At 68.1% G+C, this 18,147-nt stretch carries 13 protein-coding genes; 7 read left to right on the top strand and 6 right to left on the bottom strand.

Annotation, left to right across the window (positions count from 1 at the left end; genetic code table 11):
• Positions 1 to 86: 86 nt before the first annotated feature.
• Positions 87 to 1,052: an SDR family oxidoreductase gene (locus TSB10P1A_RS12130; protein WP_186388186.1), complete on the bottom strand. Its 966-nt coding sequence runs from the start codon at positions 1,050 to 1,052 to the stop codon at positions 87 to 89.
• A gap of 298 nt (positions 1,053 to 1,350) precedes the next feature.
• Here TSB10P1A_RS12130 and TSB10P1A_RS12125 point away from each other — a divergent pair, with 298 nt between their 5' ends.
• Positions 1,351 to 2,994, top strand: a complete 1,644-nt coding sequence (locus tag TSB10P1A_RS12125; protein ID WP_186388185.1) for a sensor histidine kinase — start codon at positions 1,351 to 1,353, stop codon at positions 2,992 to 2,994.
• Positions 2,995 to 3,049: 55 nt separating this feature from the next.
• On the opposite strand, the gene TSB10P1A_RS12120 is transcribed toward TSB10P1A_RS12125, so the two are convergent.
• The 5 genes from TSB10P1A_RS12120 to TSB10P1A_RS12100 form a co-directional block, all read right to left on the bottom strand.
• Positions 3,050 to 3,238, bottom strand: a complete 189-nt coding sequence (locus TSB10P1A_RS12120) for a hypothetical protein (RefSeq protein WP_186388184.1) — start codon at positions 3,236 to 3,238, stop codon at positions 3,050 to 3,052.
• Between the two features lie 255 nt (positions 3,239 to 3,493).
• Positions 3,494 to 5,182 (bottom strand): ABC transporter permease subunit, encoded by a 1,689-nt coding sequence (locus TSB10P1A_RS12115; RefSeq protein WP_186388183.1) that lies wholly within the window; start codon positions 5,180 to 5,182, stop codon positions 3,494 to 3,496.
• On the bottom strand, positions 5,179 to 6,231 hold the full coding sequence (locus tag TSB10P1A_RS12110; RefSeq protein WP_186388182.1) for a putative 2-aminoethylphosphonate ABC transporter ATP-binding protein: 1,053 nt from the start codon (positions 6,229 to 6,231) through the stop codon (positions 5,179 to 5,181). The genes TSB10P1A_RS12115 and TSB10P1A_RS12110 overlap by 4 nt, the downstream gene beginning before the upstream one ends.
• 194 nt (positions 6,232 to 6,425) lie before the next feature.
• A complete protein-coding gene (locus tag TSB10P1A_RS12105) occupies positions 6,426 to 7,433 on the bottom strand; it encodes an ABC transporter substrate-binding protein (RefSeq protein WP_186388181.1) in 1,008 nt (335 codons plus the stop codon).
• A gap of 136 nt (positions 7,434 to 7,569) precedes the next feature.
• The gene (locus TSB10P1A_RS12100) at positions 7,570 to 8,343 is read right to left on the bottom strand and encodes a DeoR/GlpR family DNA-binding transcription regulator (protein ID WP_186388180.1); all 774 of its coding nucleotides are present in this window, start codon (positions 8,341 to 8,343) and stop codon (positions 7,570 to 7,572) included.
• A gap of 380 nt (positions 8,344 to 8,723) precedes the next feature.
• Between TSB10P1A_RS12100 and TSB10P1A_RS23885 the strand changes: the two genes are divergently transcribed.
• From TSB10P1A_RS23885 to TSB10P1A_RS12070, 6 genes are all read left to right on the top strand, one after another.
• Positions 8,724 to 10,121: an ABC transporter substrate-binding protein gene (locus TSB10P1A_RS23885; RefSeq protein WP_186388179.1), complete on the top strand. Its 1,398-nt coding sequence runs from the start codon at positions 8,724 to 8,726 to the stop codon at positions 10,119 to 10,121.
• A gap of 8 nt (positions 10,122 to 10,129) precedes the next feature.
• The gene (locus tag TSB10P1A_RS12090; RefSeq protein ID WP_186388178.1) at positions 10,130 to 12,238 is read left to right on the top strand and encodes an ATP-binding protein; all 2,109 of its coding nucleotides are present in this window, start codon (positions 10,130 to 10,132) and stop codon (positions 12,236 to 12,238) included.
• A complete protein-coding gene (locus tag TSB10P1A_RS12085; protein ID WP_186388177.1) occupies positions 12,225 to 13,592 on the top strand; it encodes a sigma-54 dependent transcriptional regulator in 1,368 nt (455 codons plus the stop codon). The genes TSB10P1A_RS12090 and TSB10P1A_RS12085 overlap by 14 nt, the downstream gene beginning before the upstream one ends.
• Positions 13,593 to 13,792: 200 nt before the next feature.
• Entirely contained in the window at positions 13,793 to 15,136 is a 1,344-nt protein-coding gene (locus TSB10P1A_RS12080) for an ABC transporter substrate-binding protein (RefSeq protein ID WP_186388176.1), read from the top strand.
• Between the two features lie 94 nt (positions 15,137 to 15,230).
• Entirely contained in the window at positions 15,231 to 16,961 is a 1,731-nt protein-coding gene (locus TSB10P1A_RS12075) for an iron ABC transporter permease (RefSeq protein ID WP_186388175.1), read from the top strand.
• A gap of 14 nt (positions 16,962 to 16,975) precedes the next feature.
• Positions 16,976 to 18,073, top strand: a complete 1,098-nt coding sequence (locus TSB10P1A_RS12070) for an ABC transporter ATP-binding protein (protein ID WP_208987086.1) — start codon at positions 16,976 to 16,978, stop codon at positions 18,071 to 18,073.
• Positions 18,074 to 18,147: the final 74 nt, after the last annotated feature.

The raw sequence follows: 18,147 nt of genomic DNA, 5'->3' as shown, positions 1-18,147 counted from the left end.
GGTCTCCCCCCAGTCTCCCCCCCAGTCTCCCCCCAGGTCCCCTTAGGCCCCCCCAGTCCCGATATCCGGTCTCCCCCCCTCTTGCGTCAGCCGCCGACGACCGGAAGCACTTCCCCGGTGATGTAGCTGGAACAGTGCGGCGAGGCGAGGAACACATAGGCGGGGGCCAGTTCCTCCGGCTGCGCCGGCCGCTTCATCGGCACCGAGGCGCCGAACTCGGCGATCCTGTCCGCCGGCTGGTCCGACGGGTTGAGCGGCGTCCACACCGGGCCGGGGGCGACCGCGTTCACCCGGATGCCGCGCGGCAGGAGCTGGGCGGCCAGCGACTTGGTGAAGGCGTGGATGCCGCCCTTGGTGATGGCGTAGTCGAGCAGTTGCGCCTTGCCTTCCAGCCCGACCACCGAGCCGGTGTTGATGATCGCCGCGCCGGTCTTCATGTGCGGCACCGCCTCGCGGCACATGTGGAACATGCCGTGCAGGTTGGTCTGGATCGTCTCGTCGAAATGCCGGGTCGACAGGTCCTCGATCGCCTCGGCATGGACCTGGAACGCCGCGTTGTTGACGAGGATGTCGAGACGGCCGAACGTGTCGACGGTCTTTGCGACCAGTTGCGCGCAATAATCGGGGTCGCGGATGTCGCCCCGGCTCATCAGGCAGCGGCGGCCTTCCTTCTCCACCATCGCGGCGGTGTCCTTCGCGTCCCTGTCCTCCGTCAGATACGAAATGACCACATCGGCGCCTTCCCGGGCGAACAGAATGGCGACGGAGCGGCCGATGCCGGAGTCCCCGCCGGTGATGATCGCCACGCGGTCCTGCAGCTTGCGCGAGCCCTCGTAATAGGGGGCATCGCACATGGGGACCGGATCGAGCGCCCATTCGGCGCCGGGCTTGGGCTGGTGCTGTTCGGGCAGCGGCGGCTCGGGATAGCGCCTTGCGCCGGCCTGCATCGCCCCGTCGCGCCCTTCAGGCGCTGCGCCGCCCGGCTCGTCCTGGATTTCGCGCTGACGCTGCGCGGTTGCCTCGGTGGTGGTCCTGCGGTTCGGTGTCGCCATGTCGTGCTCCTGCGGGTCGGGTGTTCACGACCTGGAACCGCAGGGTGTGGGCCGATGTTCCCTTGCTCGCCAGACTGGAAAACGAGCCTATGGAAAGAAGAGGATTCTGTAGTACATTTCAGCGGGGTTGGGGGGTGAACGTCCAGAGAGAGGGGTGCCGACTGCCGATCGCGCGGGCTGCAAGGCGCGCCTCGGCAGGCACTGGGATCGTTTGCGCAAGCTGTCTTCCGGATGGCCGTTTCGAATTCCGACGGCGTCGATCACGTCCTATCTGACGTTTCTGGCGGCGGCGATCGCCATGCCCTTGATCGCATTCGCGGCGTTCCTGTTCACCGAAATCGAGACCAGCGACCGCGACGCGCTGCGCGCCAAGACCGCGGCCGACGCGCGCACCCTCGGGCGCATCGTCGAGCGCCACCTGCACGACATGACCTCGACACTGCGGCTGCTGGCCGTCTTCCCCGAGCTCGAGCAGGGCGACCTTGAGGGCTTCCAGAGCCGCACCCAGCACATTCTGTCCTCGCACTTCCTGTATCTGCTGCTGGTCGACGAGAGCGGCCAGCAGCTCCTCAACACCCGGGTGCCCTATGGCGCGCCGCTTGGCCCGATGTCGGACATGCTGTCGCTGGAAGCAGCGCTCGCCAACGGCCAGGTCTCCGTCTCCAACATGTTCTTCGGCAAGACCGGCCAGGAATGGGTGTTCAACGTCACCCTGCCGCTGCCCGAGACGTTGCGGCATGTCGGCGCTGCCCTGATCCTGACCCAGGGCACACAGCAGATTGAGGCCGTGCTGTCCCGGGAGCTGATCCCGGCCGGGTGGAATGTGACCGTGGTCGACCAGAAGGGACTGGTCATCGCCTCCAGCGGAACGGATGGCCCGCCCTCCGCCACGCCCTTCCCGCACCATCCGCATGACGGCTTCCGGCGCTTCAGCGACGCGGTTGAGTTCCGGCAGGACGGCGAGGTGATGGTGAGCGGCTATGCCCGGCTCACCGCCTTTCCCTGGGTGATCGTCCTGTCGGGGCCGCTTGCCGCCGTGCAGTCGTCGGTCGTGACCTGGAAGCTGCTGGTCTTCGGCAGCATCGCCCTGATCGCGCTGAGCATGCTGATGGCCTATCTGGTGGCCCGGCATCTCGGCCGGTCGATCACCGGCCTGTCGCGGATGGCGGAGCGGATGGGGCGCGGCGAGGTCGTCGCGCCGCTGGAAACCCGGGTGATCGAGGTCAACCAGATCTCCATCGCGCTGTGCAACGCCTCCTTCGACCGCAGCGAGGCCGAGAGCCGCGTCCATCTGCTGCTGCGCGAACTCGTCCACCGCACCAAGAACGTGCTGACCCTGGTTCAGGCGATCCTGCGGCAGATCGCACGCCAGTCCGCCACCAAGGAGGAGTTCCAGGAGGCGGCCGACAGCCGGCTGCAGGGACTTGCCCAGTCGGTCGAGCTGCTGGCCCAGGAAAACTGGTATGGCGTGTCGCTGCGGGAACTGATAGACCAGCATCTGTCGACCGTCGGCGTCTCGCTTGAGCAACGGGCGATCGCGGGCGAGGATTTCGTCCTTGGCGTCAGCGCGGTTCAGAATCTCGGCCTGGTGCTGCACGAGCTTGCCACCAATTCCATCAAATACGGGGCGCTGCAGAGCCCGCAAGGGTGCATCCACATTTCCTGGTCCTGTGCCGGCAGCCGCCGGGATGAGCCGGCGGTGCTGCTGGAATGGCGGGAGGAGGGCGGCCCGCCCGTCGCGCCGCCGCAGCGGAGCGGCTTCGGCTCGATCATCATCGAGCGCCATGCGGCGGCTGCCTTCTCCGCCGGGGTGACGCTGGAATACCGGCCGGAGGGCCTTTACTGGGCGCTGCATGCGCCCTGGTCGGCGCTGCGCAAGGAGGGGACGACCAATCCGCTCGACGCGGTGGCGGAGAACCTTGCCTCCAAGGCGGCCGAGTAGCGGCGGGGGGGGGGCTGAACCGGCAGGGTCGGGCCTCCCGGCGAGCGTCTCCGACCTAATGCTCCGGCGGACGGGTCCGGTCGCCCTCGGTCGCGGACTTCTCGTAGAGCTCCTGCGTCGCCTGGTCCCTCTCCCGGCGTTCGCCCCGCGACAGTCTGCGCCGGCGAAGCAGCACACGGATCAGAAGCGCTGCGATGATGACGGGTCCGCCCAGGACCACGAGAAGCCAGAGGGTTTCGGCCATATCGATCTCCACGGTGGAGCCGATCCAACCGGCGTCCGGCCGGAATGTTCCCTCGCCGCGCGTCCGGAAGAGGGCGGCGCGGCGCGTTTGGCGACGCCGTCGCAAAATTGGCGGAAATTGAGACGGGTTTTTGCAAAATCCGTCTCAATTTTTGCAAGCCGCCCAAAAGCCGCCGCGAGCTGTCTGCAGGCCGGAAAGGGTACCTCCCAGGGCGCCGGGCAGTCGAACTAACCTTTTGCTTTTGCTGATCTTTTCCTAGCGGATCAGCGTCACGTTCTTGGCGCCGGCGAGCCACAGGATGGTGCGCACGATCAACAGGCAGGCGACGACGATCGCCATGATGCAGACCGAAAACGCCGCCGCCTGGTTGAGCGCGCCGCGGTCGGAGAGTTGCAGAACCGAGACGGCGGCAAGTTGCGTCGACGGCGTCACCAGGAAGATCACCGCCGACAGCGAGACCATTGTCCGCATGAAATAGAAGACGCCGACGCCGAGCAAGGTCGGCCACAGAAGTGGAAGCGTCACCTTGCGCAAGGTTGTCAGCGTACTTCCGCCGAGTGTTGTCGAGGCTTCGTCGAAGACCGGGCCGATCTGCTTCAGGCTGGTCGAGGAGATCAGGAATGCATGGGCGTGGTTGTAATAGACGCTGAGAATGACGATCAGCGCGAAGCTGCCATAGAGAATGTTCAGCGGATTTGCCGGGTCGTTGAAGGTCAGCACATATCCCAATCCCAGCACCATTCCGGGCACCGCCGCGGGCAGAATCGCCAGCATCGACAGCGGTCCGGTCAGCGGGTTCCTGAACTTATGCACCACGATGGCGGTGAGGCCGGTGATCGCGACGCCGAGGATGGCGGTGGCGAGCGAGACGCCGACGCTGTTCCACAGCGGCGCGGTGCCGTTCTGGACGTCGAACTGGTAGTGCCTGAGGGTAAAGCTCATGTTGTAGGGCCACAGCCGGACGAAGCTGGCGAGGACGACGATGGCCAGGACGCTCAGGATGAGAGCAACGATCACATAGGCATACACGGAAAAGGCGATGTCGCGGCCGCGCGACGGCTTGACCTCGAGCGGCTTCGACTGGGCGGTGACAAGGGCGTGCTGGCGGGCGGAAATCCGCTTCTCGATCAGCTTGGCGAGGACCGCCGGCACCAGCAGGACGATGCCGATCACCGCGCCGAGGCCGAACTGCGCCTGGCCGATAACCTGGTTGTAGACCTCGGTGGCAAGGACGCTGAAATCCCCGCCGATCACCATCGGGTTGCCGAAGTCGGTCATCACCAGGGTGAACACCACGAAGATCGCCGCGGCGAGGCCGAAGCGGGTCGCCGGCAGCGTCACGTCCCGGAAGATCCGCGCCGGTCCCGCGCCCAGCGTCTCGGCGCTCTCGTAGATGCGGGCATCGGCCACCGCCAGCGCCGCGGACAGGATCAGATAGGCGTAAGGAAAGGCGTAGAGCGCATTGGCGATGGTCGTGCCCCAGAAGCCATAGATATCAATGTCGAAGCCGAGGAAGCGGTTGAGCGCGCCGTTGCGGCCGAGCAGGAGGATAAGTCCCTGCGCCTGCACCAGCGAGGGGGCGAACAGCGGCGTCAGCACCGCGATCCGCAGGAAGGGTTTCAGCGGGATCGACGCCCGCTGCAGGGCATAGGCGTAGAAATAGGCAAGGCCGACGGCGATCAGCGTCGACGTCAGCGACATCGAGATGCTGTTGCCGACCAGCCGCCAGAAGCGGTCGGCGCCGAAGGTCTGGATGAAATTGCCGAGGCCGAAGCCGGCCGGCGTCTGGAATCCGCGCAGCAGGATGCCGGTCAGCGGCAGCAGCAGGAACAGCAGGATCGGGATCGCGGCGAGGATCGACAGGGCCAGGGTGATCGATCGGTCGCTGGCCCGGCCGGGCAGGTGTGCGGCCGGCCGCGATCCGCTCGCGGTCGTCACGCTCATGACAGAACCCTCAAATCCTCGGCAGAAATGTCGATATTAAGCCGCTCGCCAGGCTCGGGAACCCTCGCCATTCCATGCAGTTCGACCAGGATGCCGGTGCCGGGCCGGGCGTCGGGCTCGACCTCGACACGGGTGATGTTGCCGAGGAAGGAGACGGTGCGCACGCTTGCCGGCAGGACGTTCGGACCGGTTGTGTCCAGCCCTTTCAGCGTGATCGCTTCCGGGCGGATGCCGAGCGCCGCCACGGGTTTGCCCGCTCCGCCGGCGGCGGTGCGCACCTCGAGCTGTGTGCCGGCGAAGCGGAAGCCGTCCTGCGGGCCCGGATCGAGCGGCAGCACGTTCATCCGGCCGATGAAGTCGGCGACGAAGGCGGTGGCCGGCTCGCGGTAGAGCTGCTGCGGCGTGCCGATTTGCTCGATGCGGCCCTTGCTCATGACGACGATCAGGTCGGCCATGGCGAGGGCCTCTTCCTGGTCGTGGGTGACCATGATGGTGGTGATGCCGAGCCGCTTCTGCACCGCGCGGATCTCGATGCGCAGCTCCTCGCGGACCTTGGCGTCGAGCGCCGACAGCGGCTCGTCGAGCAGCAGGGCGGAGGGGTCGGGCGCCAGCGCGCGGGCCAGCGCGATGCGCTGCTGCTGGCCGCCGGACATCTGCGAGGGCAGCTTCTCGGCCTGGTCGGCGAGATGCACCAGATCGAGCATCTCCTTGATTCGAGACTGCATTCTCGCCTTGTCCCAGCGCCGGCACTCAAGCCCGTAGCCGACATTGCGGGCCGCGGTCATGTTGGGAAACAGCGAATAGGACTGGAACACGACGCCGAAATTGCGGTTGCGCGCCGGGATCGCCGAGAGATCCGAGCCGCCGAGCCGGATGCTGCCGCCGTCGGCCTCCTCCAGTCCGGCGATGACGCGCAGCAAGGTGGTCTTGCCGCAGCCCGAGGGGCCGAGGAAGCAGACGAAGGAGCCCTGGGCCACCTCCAGCGAGACATGGTCGAGCGCGGTGAGCTTGCCGAAGCGCTTGACGAGATCGTGGATCGAAAGGTCCATGGGGCTTCCCTGCGGGCGCGATTTTTCAACAGGACTGGCGAGAAGACTGGCGAACAGTCTGGCGAGCAGTCTGGCGGTGGGGCGGGCCGCACGCCGGCACGGCCCGCCCTACCGCGTCACGAGACCGGGGAGCGCCGGCACCCTCCCGTCGACGGGGGCGCCGGCACGTCCGCGAGACTGAGCTCAAGCCCTTCTCAACGCTCGTATTTTTCCTGCCACTTCTGGATGATCCGGCTGCGGTCGTCGGCCGCGGCCTTGAAGTCGACCGGGAACAGCACCTGCGACACGTCGTCCGGCAGGCCGGCGGAGGTGAAGCGCTCGGGCATCTTGCCGCCCGGCACGGTGACGATGGCCTTCCAGTCATAATAGACGTTGGCGGCCTCCGCGCTCAAGGTCCAGTCGAGGAAGCGCTTGGCCGCGTCCTTGTTCTTCGAGGCGGCGACCAGGGCATTGGCCTCCAACTCGTTGCCGGCGCCTTCGGAGGGAACCACCAGCGTGATCGGATAGCCTTCCTCGATGTTCTTGACGGCGCGCAGGGCGAAGGAGGCCCCGACCGTGTATTCGCCGGCCGAGGCGGCGTTGCAGGGCCGCGAACCGGACTTGATGTACTGGGCGACGTTCTGGTCGAGCTTGTCGAGGAACTCCCAGCCCTTCTCCTCGCCCATCATCTGCAGCAGCGAGTTGATCTGGATATAGCCGGTGCCGGAACTGGCCGGGTTCGGCATCACCACCTCGCCCTTGAAGGACGGGTCGGTGAGGTCGGCCCAGGAGGTCGGCATGGTCATGCCCCTGGCCTGCAGCCGCTCGTTGTTGACGCAGAGCGCCGCCATGTAGCCGGTGACCGCGAACCACTTGCCGTCCGCATCGCGGAAGCGCTCGGGCACCTGGTCGAGCCCGACCGGCTGATAGGCTTCCAGGCCCTCCAGGATCTCCGGATTGACCATCGAGGTCACGGCGAAGCCCCACAGCACGTCATGCTGCGGATTGGCCTTCTCGGCGATGATGCGCGCGGCGAGGTCGCCGGTCGACAGGCGCAGCAGGTTGACGTTGATGTCGGGCAGGGACGTCTTGGCCGCCTCAAGGAACGCCGCGGCCTCGTCCTCCTCATAGGCCGTATAGACCGTGATCGTGTTGGCCATCGCCGTGCCGGACAGCATCACGGCGGCAAGCGCGGCCAGGGCGGACCTCTTTGTCAGGTGCATCTCGGTTCTCCTCTGTTTGAAAGGCAACATTTTTCTTTTTCCGACATTTAATGCGCAAACCGGTCGGCTTCACAACAGTGTAAATGAAACGCGCCGGTTTTTTTAGCCGCCGAACCGGCCGGCCGGCAAATCCGGCTCAGGCAATGTGCAGCCTGACCGGGGAGGCGGCGAGAATCTGCTGCAGCGCCCCTTGCGGAGCGGCGTCGGTGACGAGGTCGGAAACCTCGGTGACGGAGCCGAGATGCACCAGGGCGGTGCGGTAGAACTTGCTGGAATCGCTGGCAAGCAGGGTCGAGCGGGCCTGGCCGGTGGCGGCGCGGACGATCGACACTTCGGTCTGGTCGTCGTCGCCCATGCCGCCGTCCTCGTCGATGCCGCTGACGGCGATGATCGCCACGTCGAAGCGGAAGCGGCGGATGAAGTCGGCGACGTCCTCGGCCATGACGCTGCCGGCGACATTCTTCACGAAGCCGCCGGGCACGGCGATGGTGAAGTCGGTGCGGTCGGTGAGGGTGACGGCGGCGCGCAGGCTGTAGGTGACGAGTTTGAGGCCGCGCCGCTCGCACAGCGCCTCGGCCACCGCCTCGCAGGTCGAGCCGGCGTCGAGGAACACCGAGGCGCCGTCCGGCACGAGTTCGGCGACGCGGCGGGCGATGCGGCGCTTGACGCTGGCCTGCTCGACCCGGCGCTGCCGGTAGGTCTGGGCGTCGATCGGGCTCGCCAGCGCGACGCCGCCGTGATAGCGCCGCACCCGGCCGCCGGCGGCCAGGTCGCCGATGTCGCGGCGGATCGTCTGCGAGGTCACGGCGAAGCGGGCGGTCAGCTCCTCGACCGAGGCATAGCCGGATTTCTCCAGAAGGCTCAGGACCTGCTGCTGGCGCAGGGTCTTCTTCTTGGTGGTCTCGTCCATCCGGGATCGCCCGCCTGCCTGCCGCCCGCCGTCGTCCGGCGGCGGTGTTCCTGTCGATCGCAGCCGGTCTCGTCATTTTGTTCGAAAACCGACATTTCTCCTTTCGAATAGGGCCATGGACGGGCCGCCAAGGCAAGCCTGGGCAGAAATCCCCAGGTTGCGGGCAATGGCATGGCGCCGAAAGCGGTCCATCTCCCGGCCGCCGGCGCGCCTTGAAGACTTAGCCGGCTTGTGACCAAATGGCCGCGATCGTGATCGCCGTGACCGGATCCCATGGGTGTGGAGGAGCATCCAGGTCGGGTCCGGACACAGGAAGGACAATGACACCCTTGCGTCGTGCAGTCCGGTCCGCCCCGGGAGGAGGGGGCGGCCGCCCGTGGATGGTCATCCCCTTGCGGGGCGCGCTGGCAGTGCTGGCGGTGCTGGCGCTCGCGCTGGCGCCGCGGCCGCTTGCCGCGCAGCAGGCCGGCTCCCCCGCTGGCGCGGCGGAGACCATCGCTTCCTCCGGCTCGATGCTCCCCGCCCCGCCCATCGTCGTTCTGACCTCCTATCCCGAACCCTTCGCCCAGGCGGTCGCGGCCGCCTATCTCCGGACCCGGCCCGGCGAGGACCTGCGCTTCCTGCACAAGTCGACCCATGCGCTGATCGAGCATGTGACGAGCGAGCGCCTGCCGCGGGCCGATGCGGTGTGGACGAGTTCGCCCATCGCCATCGCCGAGCTTGCCGATGCCGGGCTGCTGGAGCGTCCGGCGCGGGCCGGCCCGGAAGCGGCGGCCGGGGTGCGGCCGTCGCCGCCGCGCCTGCATGCCTTCGCCTATTCGCGGATCGGCATCATGTGGCGGCCGGACCTGATGCGCGCCAAGGGGCTGCCGCCGCCGGCCGACCTTGGATCGCTGCTGGCGCCGGATTATGCCGGCCTGATCGCGATGTCGGCGCCGGCGCGCTCGGGCACCACGCTGCTGTTCGTCGAACTGGTGCTGCAATCGCTCGGCTGGGACGAGGGCTGGGCCTATCTGCAGCAGCTTGCCGGCAATCTCGCCACGGTGACGGCCCGCTCCTTCGGCGTGCCGGAGGGGCTCGGCCACGGCCGCTTCCCGGTCGGCATCGGCGTCGGCTTCCTTGCCCGCACCCAGCCGACCAATGGCGAGCCGCTCGCCTTTGTCGCCGCGCCGGGCGACGTGCTGCTGCCGGCCGGGGTTGCGGCGTTGACCAACGCGCGCAACGGCCAGGGCGCGCGCCGCTTCGTCGCCTTCCTGCAAGGAGAGGAGGGCCAGGCGCTGCTGGCCGACCCGCAGGTGGCGCGGATCCCGCTTGCCGAGGCGCGGGAGGCGGCGCCGTTCGAGGAGCGGTTCGACTATCTGCTCGCCTCGACCCGGCGCGACGTGGTGGTGGCGCTGTTCGACCAGTTGGTGACCTATCAGCTCGACGAGCACCGGCGCTTCTGGCGGCGCTGGCGCGAGGTCGAGGCGGGGCTGGCGGATGCGGGAGAGGCGACGGGAGAGACGACAGGGGAGGCGGTGGGGGAGGCGCGGGCGCTGCTCGATCAGGCCTATCGCCGGGCGACCGGCGTGCCGGTGCGCGCCTTCATGGCGCATGACCCGGCCTTGGTGCGGGTGTTCTCGCCGACCGCGCCGGAGCGGCTGGAAAACCGCGCCTTCCGCGAGCGGCTGCTGGAGAGCTGGCACCGGGAGACGCGCGAGCGGCTGGCCGAGGCCGGGGCGTTGGTCGAGCAGGCGCAGCGGCGCCTCGCCGCTGCAGTCTCGCCGCAAGCACGGTGAAGGCGGTCATGCAGGACGATGCGCCCCGGGCGTCGAAACGGCTTCATTCCTTCATCGGCGTCCGGCTGATCGCGGCGCTGGCGGTCATCGCGACGGTCGGCCTCGGCACGGCGGGCCTGTCGGTCTATGTGTTTTCCAGCTATGGCGAGACGGTGAGCGACCTCGTCGCCATCGAGACCGGGCGGCAGGCGGACATTTCCCGCTTCACCGAGGTGGCGACCGGCATTCGCGCCGACATGCCGCGCCTCGTCTTCGCCCGGTCCAACGAGGCCCGGCAGGCCAGCCGGGAGCGGCTGGAGGGGGCGGTCGCAAGTCTCGCCGGACTGCTGGAGCGCATCGGCCGGACGCTGCGCGACGACCTGCCGGAGAGCTTCGGCGACAGTGCCGACCTGCCGCAGGCGCTGGCCGCCGACATCGCCCGCATCGACGGCAATGTCGCCCGCCACCTTGCGATCCGTCAGCAGGTGGATGCGCTGGTGGTGCGGCTCAACCGGCTGCATGACGAGGCCTTGCGCGAGATCGAGCCGCTGATCGTCGACACTGATTTCAACATCCGCGTGGCGCTGGAGGCACTGGAGGCGGCGGGGCCGGCAATGGCCGGTGCGGCGCCGCAGACCGGGCTGCTGCAGCGGGAGCTGCGCTTCGCCGAGACGCTGTGGAGCGCCAATGCCCATGTCAACCTGTTGATCGGCAAGCTGCTGCGCGTTGCGCAGGCGCAGGACCGCGACGTGATTGAGCTGCTGCGCCAGGATGTCGGCGAGGCGGTCGCCGGCACCGGCGACATGGTGAGTCTGCTGGCGCAGGCGGCGAGCACCGTGACCCTGCGCCAGGCGCTGTCCGACATCGCCCGGCTCGGCGCGCCGCGCGGCGCCTTGTTCGAGCTGAAGTTCAGCGAGACGGCGCTGGCCGGAGAGAGCGCGGTGATCGTCGAGGAGGCGGGCGACAAGCTCGACCGGCTGTCGCGGCTGGTCAGCGGCGCGGTCGCCTCGGCGGGGCGCCGCTCGGTGGAAGTGGCGGCGGCGGCACGCGACGCGCTGGGGCGCGGCACGGTGCTGCTGCTCGCCCTCGGCGGGTTGCTGGCGGTGGTGGCGCTGGTGGTCGGCTGGCTGACGGTCGGCCGGCAGTTCATTCCGCGCCTGTCCAGCCTGCTGAAATCCATGCGCGCCATCGCCGACGGCGAACTCGACGCGCCGGTCAAGGTCACCGGCCAGGACGAGATGGGCCAGCTCGCCGACGCGCTGCGCACCTTGCAGGGGCGCAGCCAGCTCGCCCGGCGGCGGCGGCTGGAGCTCGGGGAGATCAACGAGCGGCTGACCCGCGAAATCGACGAGCGCCGGCAGGTGGAGGGCAAGCTGCTGCAGACCCAGGAAGAGCTGGTGCAGGCGGGCAAGATGGCCGCGCTCGGCCAGTTGTCGGCGGGTATCGCCCATGAGTTCAACCAGCCGCTCGCCGCCATGCGCTCCTATCTGCACAACGCCCGGCGCTATCTCGACCAGTCCAACACCGGCAAGGTGCGCGAGAAGCTGGAGCAGGTGTCCGGCCTGGTGCTGCGGCTGGCCGACACCTCGAACCACCTGAAGACGCTGGCTCGGCGCCACACCCGCGAGGCGGCAAGCTGCGATCCGGTGCCGATCGTCCTGCGCGCGGCGGAACTGTTCCGTGTGCAGCCGCAGGCCGCGCGCATCGCTCTCGATCTGCCGCGGGAGGGCGACGGGGCACCCGTGCGCGCCGACGCCAACCGGCTGGAACAGGTGCTGATCAACCTGATCGGCAATGCCGTCGATGCGGTCGAGGAGCGCAAGGCGCCGCGCGTCGCGGTCAGCGTACGCGCGGCCGGAGAGAGGGTGGTGATCGAGGTCGCCGACAATGGCTGCGGCATTCCGGACGATGTGCTCGGCAAGGTGTTCGATCCGTTCTTCACCACCAAGGAGCCGGGCCGGGGGCTTGGTCTCGGCCTGTCGATCTCCTACAACATCGTCCGCGATTTCGACGGCAGCCTGCGCTTTGCTCCGGCCGAGGGCGGCGGCACGCGGGCGATCCTCGAGTTGCACCGGGTGGATGAGGAACGGGTGGACGAGGGGCGGGAGGTACGAGGCGCAGCGCATGGCGGAGGTTAGGACGAAGGGCGGGACGGTCGTTCTGGTCGATGACGATCCGGCCGTGCTGGAGGCGATGCGCGAGACCCTGGTGCTGGAAGGCCACCAGGTGCGCGCGCATGGCGAGCCGCTGGCGGCGCTCTGCGGCCTCGACGCCCGGTTTGCCGGCGTCGTGATCTCCGATCTGCGGATGCCGGAGATGGACGGGCTGGAGCTGATGGCGCGGGTGCATGGCATCGATCCGGCGATCCCCGTCATCCTGGTGACCGGCCATGGCGACGTGCCGCGCGCCGTCGAGGCGATGCGCGCCGGCGCCTTCGACTTTCTGGAAAAACCGGCCGACCCCGACTACCTCATCGCGCTGACCGCCAATGCCCTGCGGCTGCGGGCGCTGGAGCTGGACAACCGGCGCCTGCGCGGCGAGCGGGCGGCGGGCCACGAGATCTCCGGCATCCTGATCGGCATTTCGCGGGCGATGGCCTTGCTGCGCGACGAGGTGCTGGCGGTGGCGGCGGCCGATGTCGACACGCTGATCCATGGCGAGACCGGCACCGGCAAGGAGCTGGTGGCGCGCTGCCTGCACCGCTTCAGCCCGCGCGGGCAAGGCCCCTTCGTCGCGATCAATTGCGGCGCGCTCCCCGAGACCCTGATCGCCAGCGAGCTGTTCGGCCACGAGGCCGGCGCCTTCACCGGCGCGGTGAAGCGGCGCATCGGCCGCTTCGAGCATGCCTCCGGCGGCACGCTGTTTCTCGACGAGATCGAGAGCATGCCGCTGCACCTGCAGACGCAATTGCTGCGGGCGCTGCAGGAGCGCGCGATCGAGAGGGTCGGCAGCAACGAGCCGGTGCCGATCGACGTCAAGGTGGTGGCGGCGACCAAGGTCGACCTGCGCGAGGCGGCGGATGCGGGTTCCTTCCGCGAGGATCTGTTCTACCGGCTCAACATGGCGGAGATCCGGATTCCGCCGCTGCGCCGGCGGGCGGAGGACATCCCCATCCTGTTCCGCCATTTCGTCGGCGAGGCCGCTGCGGCGCGCCGGCGCGACTGCCCGGCGATCGCGCCGGCGGTGATGGCCGGACTGATCGGCGAGCGCTGGCGCGGCAATGTGCGCGAACTGCGCAACCGGGCGGAGCGGCTGGCGCTCGGCCTCGGCTCGCGGCCGGCGGAAGGGGGCGCGGACGGAGAGGCGGGAGCGGGGGCGAGCCTGCCGGAGCGGCTCGACAGGTTCGAGGAAGCGGCGATCCGCGAGGCGATCGAGGCCGCGTCCGGCAATCTCTCGGCGGCGGCGCGCCGGCTCGGCATCCCGCGCAAGAAGCTCTATCTCAGGATGGAGAGGCACGGCATCGCGCTGCCCGAGCGAGGCGCCGCGGAGTGAGTCGATTTCGACTCACCTTGACGTGACGGGGTGAGTCGGTTCCGCCACAGGCACGTCTGTCGCCGTTCGCGCGACGATCCCGCATTCCTTTGAAATCACTCATTGAATGATTTTCTCGGCCGGATTTTCCGATCTGGCACGGCATTTGACAGGGGAGAGGGCACCGGCTGCCAAGGCCGGAACCATTGGGAGGAATACAAGTGAGCTCTTTTGCCCTGAAAGCTGCCGCGGGGGCGGCCGCTCTGTTCGCGTCCGTGTCCCTGACCACGCTCGCGATCGCCAGCGACAAGCTGACCATCGTCACGTCCTATCCGGCCGATGTCACCGACGTCTACAAGACCGCCTTCGAGCAGGCCCATCCGGGCGTCACCGTCGAGGTCGTCAACAAGGCCACCAGCGCGGGCGTCAAGTTCCTCAAGGAAACCACGTCGAACAACTCGTCCGACATCTTCTGGGCCTCGGCGCCGGATGCCTTCGAGGTGCTGAAGGCCGACGGTCTGCTGGAGAAGTACAGCCCGGCGGTCGAGGGACTGCCGGAGAAGATCGGCGCCTATCCGATCAACGATCCGGACGGCTTCTACACCGGCTTCGCGCTGTCGGGCTACGGCATCATGTGGAACACCCGCTATGCCCAGTCCTATGGCCTGGAGCCGGCCCGGCAGTGGTCGGACCTGACCAAGGCCGAGTATTTCGGCCATGTCGGCATTTCCTCGCCCTCGCGCTCCGGCACCACGCATCTGACGATCGAGACGATCCTGCAGGGCGAGGGCTGGGAGAAGGGCTGGGAGCAGATCAAGTGGATCAGCGGCAACTCCTACACCATCACCGAGCGCTCGTTCGGCGTGCCGGACGGCGTCAACACCGGCTCCTTCGGCTTCGGCGTCGTCATCGACTTCTTCGGCTTCTCCTCGCGCTCCTCGGGCTTTCCGGTCGACTTCGTCTATCCGGACGTGACCGCTTTGGTGCCGGCCAATGTCGGCATCGTCACCAAGGCGCCGAATGAGGAGAACGCCAGGAAGTTCGTCGACTTCCTGCTGTCGACCAAGGGCCAGGAACTGCTGCTCGACCCGAAGATCATGCGCCTGCCGGTCAATCCGGAAGCCTATGCGCACGCCCCCGAGGGCTTCCCGAACCCGTTCGTCGGCGACACGATCAAGGCCAGCGTCAGCTTCGACAGTGAAGCGTCGAAGGCGCATTACAACGCGGTCAACGCGCTGTTCGACAGCATGATCACCTATCGCCACAAGGAGCTGACCGCGGCGGTGAAGGCCATCCACGAGGCCGAGGCGGCCGTCGGCGAGGGTGGGTCGCAGGAGGCGAAGGACCTGATCAAAGAGGCCCGCGCCCTGGTCGCCTGGACCCCGGTCGACCTGGAGACGGCGAACGATTCGGCCTTCGCCGCGATCTTCACGACCAAGCGCCAGACCGCCGACGACAAGGCGACCGGCCGCCAGGCCGAGGTCGAGCAGGAATGGGACTCCCGCATCGTCGCGAATTACGCGAAGGCGGTGGAGCTTGCCGGCAAGGCGAAATCCATGAAGTGACGCCGGACGGCGTCGGCGGGCGGCCCGGGCTCCGGGGCGCCCGCCCTCACGTCACTTGTTCCCAAAATCCGCTCGTTGATGAGGAGGACCGCGCATGGCCGCGCTGTCGACCGCCCTTCCGCGTGCAAGTTTCGGGCAGCGCATATCCTGGGGGCCGCTGACGGCGGCGCTCGGTATCCTGCTCTTCCTTGTCGCCTTCCTGATCCTGCCGGTGGCGATGGTGATCTATGTCGCCTTCACCGATCCGGGCAGCGGCGAGCTGACGCTCGCCAATTTCATGGACTTCTTCCGCAGCGCCCTGTTCCGGGAAGCCTTCTACAATTCCTTCTACGTGGCGGCGATGTCGGTGGTGCTCGCCACCGTCTTCGCGCTGCCGCTCGCCTATATCACCTCGCGCTTCAACTTCCGCGGCGCGGTGCTGATCCAGACGCTCGGCTTCGTGCCGCTGATCATGCCGCCCTTCATCGGCGCGGTGGCGATGCAGTTGCTGTTCGGCGCCAATGGCAGCGTCAACCTGCTGCTGCGCGACTGGTTCGGCATCACCATCCCCTTCATGGAGGGGCTGAACGGGGTGATCCTCGTCCAGTCGATCCACTACTTTCCCTTCATCCTGATCAATCTGTCGGCGAGCCTGCGCAACATCGACCGGTCGATGGAGGAATCCGCGCAGATGCTCGGCTCGCACGGCATGCGGCTGTTCCGCCGCATCGTCCTGCCGCTGGCCATGCCCGGCTATATCGCCGGCGCCTCGCTGGTCTTCGTCAAGGTGTTCGACGATCTCGGCACGCCCCTGCTGCTCAACGTCAACACCATGCTGGCGCCGCAGGCTTATCTGCGCATCTCCTCGGTCGGCATCTCCGATCCGATGGGCTACGTGATCTCGGTGATCCTCATCGTCTGTTCGATCTTCGCCATGTGGGTGTCGATCAGCGCGATGCGCGGCAAGGACTATTCCACCACGCAGAAGGGCGGTGGCGGCCTGTCCAAGCGGGATCTCGGGGCGCTGGAGACGGCGGGCTGCTATCTCGTGGTGCTGGCGCTGCTGGCCATCGTGCTGGCGCCGCATATCGGCCTGCTGCTGCTGTCGCTCGGCACGGTGTGGTCGTTCTCGGTGCTGCCGGACGGCTTCACCACCGAGCATTACGTGGTGGCGGTCAACAAGGCCTGGCCCTTCATCAAGAACACCCTGATCTATGCCGGCATCGCCGCGCTGATCGACGTGCTGCTCGGCACCGCCATTGCCTATCTCGCCGCGCGCACGACGCTGATCGGGCGCAAGTGGCTGGACTATATCGCCATGGCGGCGCTGGCGGTGCCCGGCGTCGTGCTCGGCATCGGCTATCTGCGCCTGTTCTACAGCGTCGACATGCCGTTCACCGGCGCGCCGCTCGCCACCTGGTGGGGCATCATCGTCATCGCGCTGGCGACACGGCGGCTGCCATACGCGCTGCGCTCCTGTTCGGCGGCGCTGCAACAGGTGAGCCCGTCGCTGGAGGAGGCCTCGGAAAACCTCGGCGCCCCGAAGGTGCGCACGGTGCGCAGGATCGTGCTGCCGCTGATGGCGGCCGGTCTCGTCGCCGGCTTCGTCACCAGCTTCGCCACCGCCGCCGTCGAACTGTCGGCGACGATCATGCTGGTGGCGCGGGAAAGCGACGCGCCGCTCGCCTACGGCCTCTACCTGTTCATGCAGTCGGCGGCGGGACGCGGTCCCGGTGCGGCCCTCGGCGTGATCACGGTCGTGATCGTCGGCCTTGCCACCTACTTCGCCCAACACCTCGTTGAGAAGGCGCGACGGGAGCAATCCGCGTCCGCCGGCTCGCATTGACAGGGAGCACAGCCATGCTTCAAGCGATTGAAACCAGCGGTCAGCCCCTTGCGATGGGCGAGGCGACGCCGATCCGCATCCGCAACCTGACCCTGTCCTTCGGCACCACCAAGGTGCTGAAGGGCATCGACCTCGATATCGGCGCCGGCGAGTTCTTCGCCTTCCTCGGCCCCTCCGGCTCCGGCAAGTCGACGCTGCTGCGGGCGATCGCCGGCTTCGGGCCACGGCCCAGCGGCGAGATCCTGCTCGGCGAGCGCAACGTCATCGGCTTGCAGCCGTGGAAGCGCGATGTCGGCATGGTGTTCCAGAGCTATGCGCTGTGGCCGCACATGACCGTTCGCCAGAACGTTGCCTATGGGCTGGAGGAGCGGCGGCGCCCGGCGGAGGAGATCCGCCGCCGGGTGCGCGAGGCGCTGGAACTGGTCGGGCTCGACGCCTATGCCGACCGCTACCCGTCCCAGCTTTCGGGCGGCCAGCAGCAGCGCGTGGCGCTGGCCCGCACCGTGGTGATCGAGCCGAAGGTGCTGCTGCTCGACGAGCCGCTGTCCAATCTCGACGCCAACCTGCGCGTCCAGATGCGCCAGGACCTGCTGGCGCTGCAGCGGCGGCTCGGCATCACCACGATCTTCGTCACCCACGACCAGGAGGAAGCCAACACGATCTGCGACCGGATCGCGGTTCTGTCGGACGGCGTGGTGCAGCAGGTCGGCGAGCCGGACCATGTCTATGACCAGCCGGCCAACAGCTTCGTCGCCCGGTTCCTCGGCACCGCCAACATCCTCGACGGCCGGGTGATCGTGCGGGACGGCGCCTGCCGCTTCGTGCTCGACGAGCGCTCGGCGATCCCCTTGCAGGGATCGCATGGTGAGGGCGAGGCGAGCTTCGTGCTGCGGCCGCGCGGACTGGAATTCGCCGATGACGGCGGCGGCGAGCTTGCCGGCACGATTGCCGGCAGCGAGTTCCTCGGCGACACGATCCGCTACTTCGTCGAGGTGGGCGGGCGGTCGCTGCTGGTCGACGAGGTGCACCGGCGCGGCGGCGATCGGCGCGCCGCCGGCACCGAGGTTGCCTTGCGCGTGGTGCCGGGCCAGGGGGTGGTTCTGACCCGCTGAGGCTCGGCGTCTTTCGCCGGACGACACTGACGACAGACCCGGATGATGGCGCCGTCCCCGGACGGCGCCATTTT

The sequence above is a fragment of the Stappia sp. TSB10P1A genome, from assembly GCF_900185725.1.
In the GTDB taxonomy this organism is placed as follows: Bacteria; Pseudomonadota; Alphaproteobacteria; order Rhizobiales; family Stappiaceae; genus Stappia.
Note: the sequence above shows the minus strand (reverse complement) of the source record. Positions and strands in the feature narration are given on the sequence as shown.

Excerpts from the sequence above, each read along its gene's own strand:
- TSB10P1A_RS23885 (WP_186388179.1), top strand. The coding sequence starts at position 8,724 with ATGGTCATCCCCTTGCGGGGCGCGCTGGCAGTGCTGGCGGTGCTGGCG.
- TSB10P1A_RS12110 (WP_186388182.1), bottom strand. The coding sequence starts at position 6,231 with ATGGACCTTTCGATCCACGATCTCGTCAAGCGCTTCGGCAAGCTCACC.
- TSB10P1A_RS12100 (WP_186388180.1), bottom strand. The coding sequence starts at position 8,343 with ATGGACGAGACCACCAAGAAGAAGACCCTGCGCCAGCAGCAGGTCCTG.
- TSB10P1A_RS12130 (WP_186388186.1), bottom strand. The coding sequence starts at position 1,052 with ATGGCGACACCGAACCGCAGGACCACCACCGAGGCAACCGCGCAGCGT.
- TSB10P1A_RS12105 (WP_186388181.1), bottom strand. The coding sequence starts at position 7,433 with ATGCACCTGACAAAGAGGTCCGCCCTGGCCGCGCTTGCCGCCGTGATG.
- TSB10P1A_RS12070 (WP_208987086.1), top strand. The coding sequence starts at position 16,976 with ATGCTTCAAGCGATTGAAACCAGCGGTCAGCCCCTTGCGATGGGCGAG.
- TSB10P1A_RS12090 (WP_186388178.1), top strand. The coding sequence starts at position 10,130 with ATGCAGGACGATGCGCCCCGGGCGTCGAAACGGCTTCATTCCTTCATC.
- TSB10P1A_RS12115 (WP_186388183.1), bottom strand. The coding sequence starts at position 5,182 with ATGAGCGTGACGACCGCGAGCGGATCGCGGCCGGCCGCACACCTGCCC.
- TSB10P1A_RS12085 (WP_186388177.1), top strand. The coding sequence starts at position 12,225 with ATGGCGGAGGTTAGGACGAAGGGCGGGACGGTCGTTCTGGTCGATGAC.
- TSB10P1A_RS12125 (WP_186388185.1), top strand. The coding sequence starts at position 1,351 with ATGCCCTTGATCGCATTCGCGGCGTTCCTGTTCACCGAAATCGAGACC.
- TSB10P1A_RS12120 (WP_186388184.1), bottom strand. The coding sequence starts at position 3,238 with ATGGCCGAAACCCTCTGGCTTCTCGTGGTCCTGGGCGGACCCGTCATC.
- TSB10P1A_RS12075 (WP_186388175.1), top strand. The coding sequence starts at position 15,231 with ATGGCCGCGCTGTCGACCGCCCTTCCGCGTGCAAGTTTCGGGCAGCGC.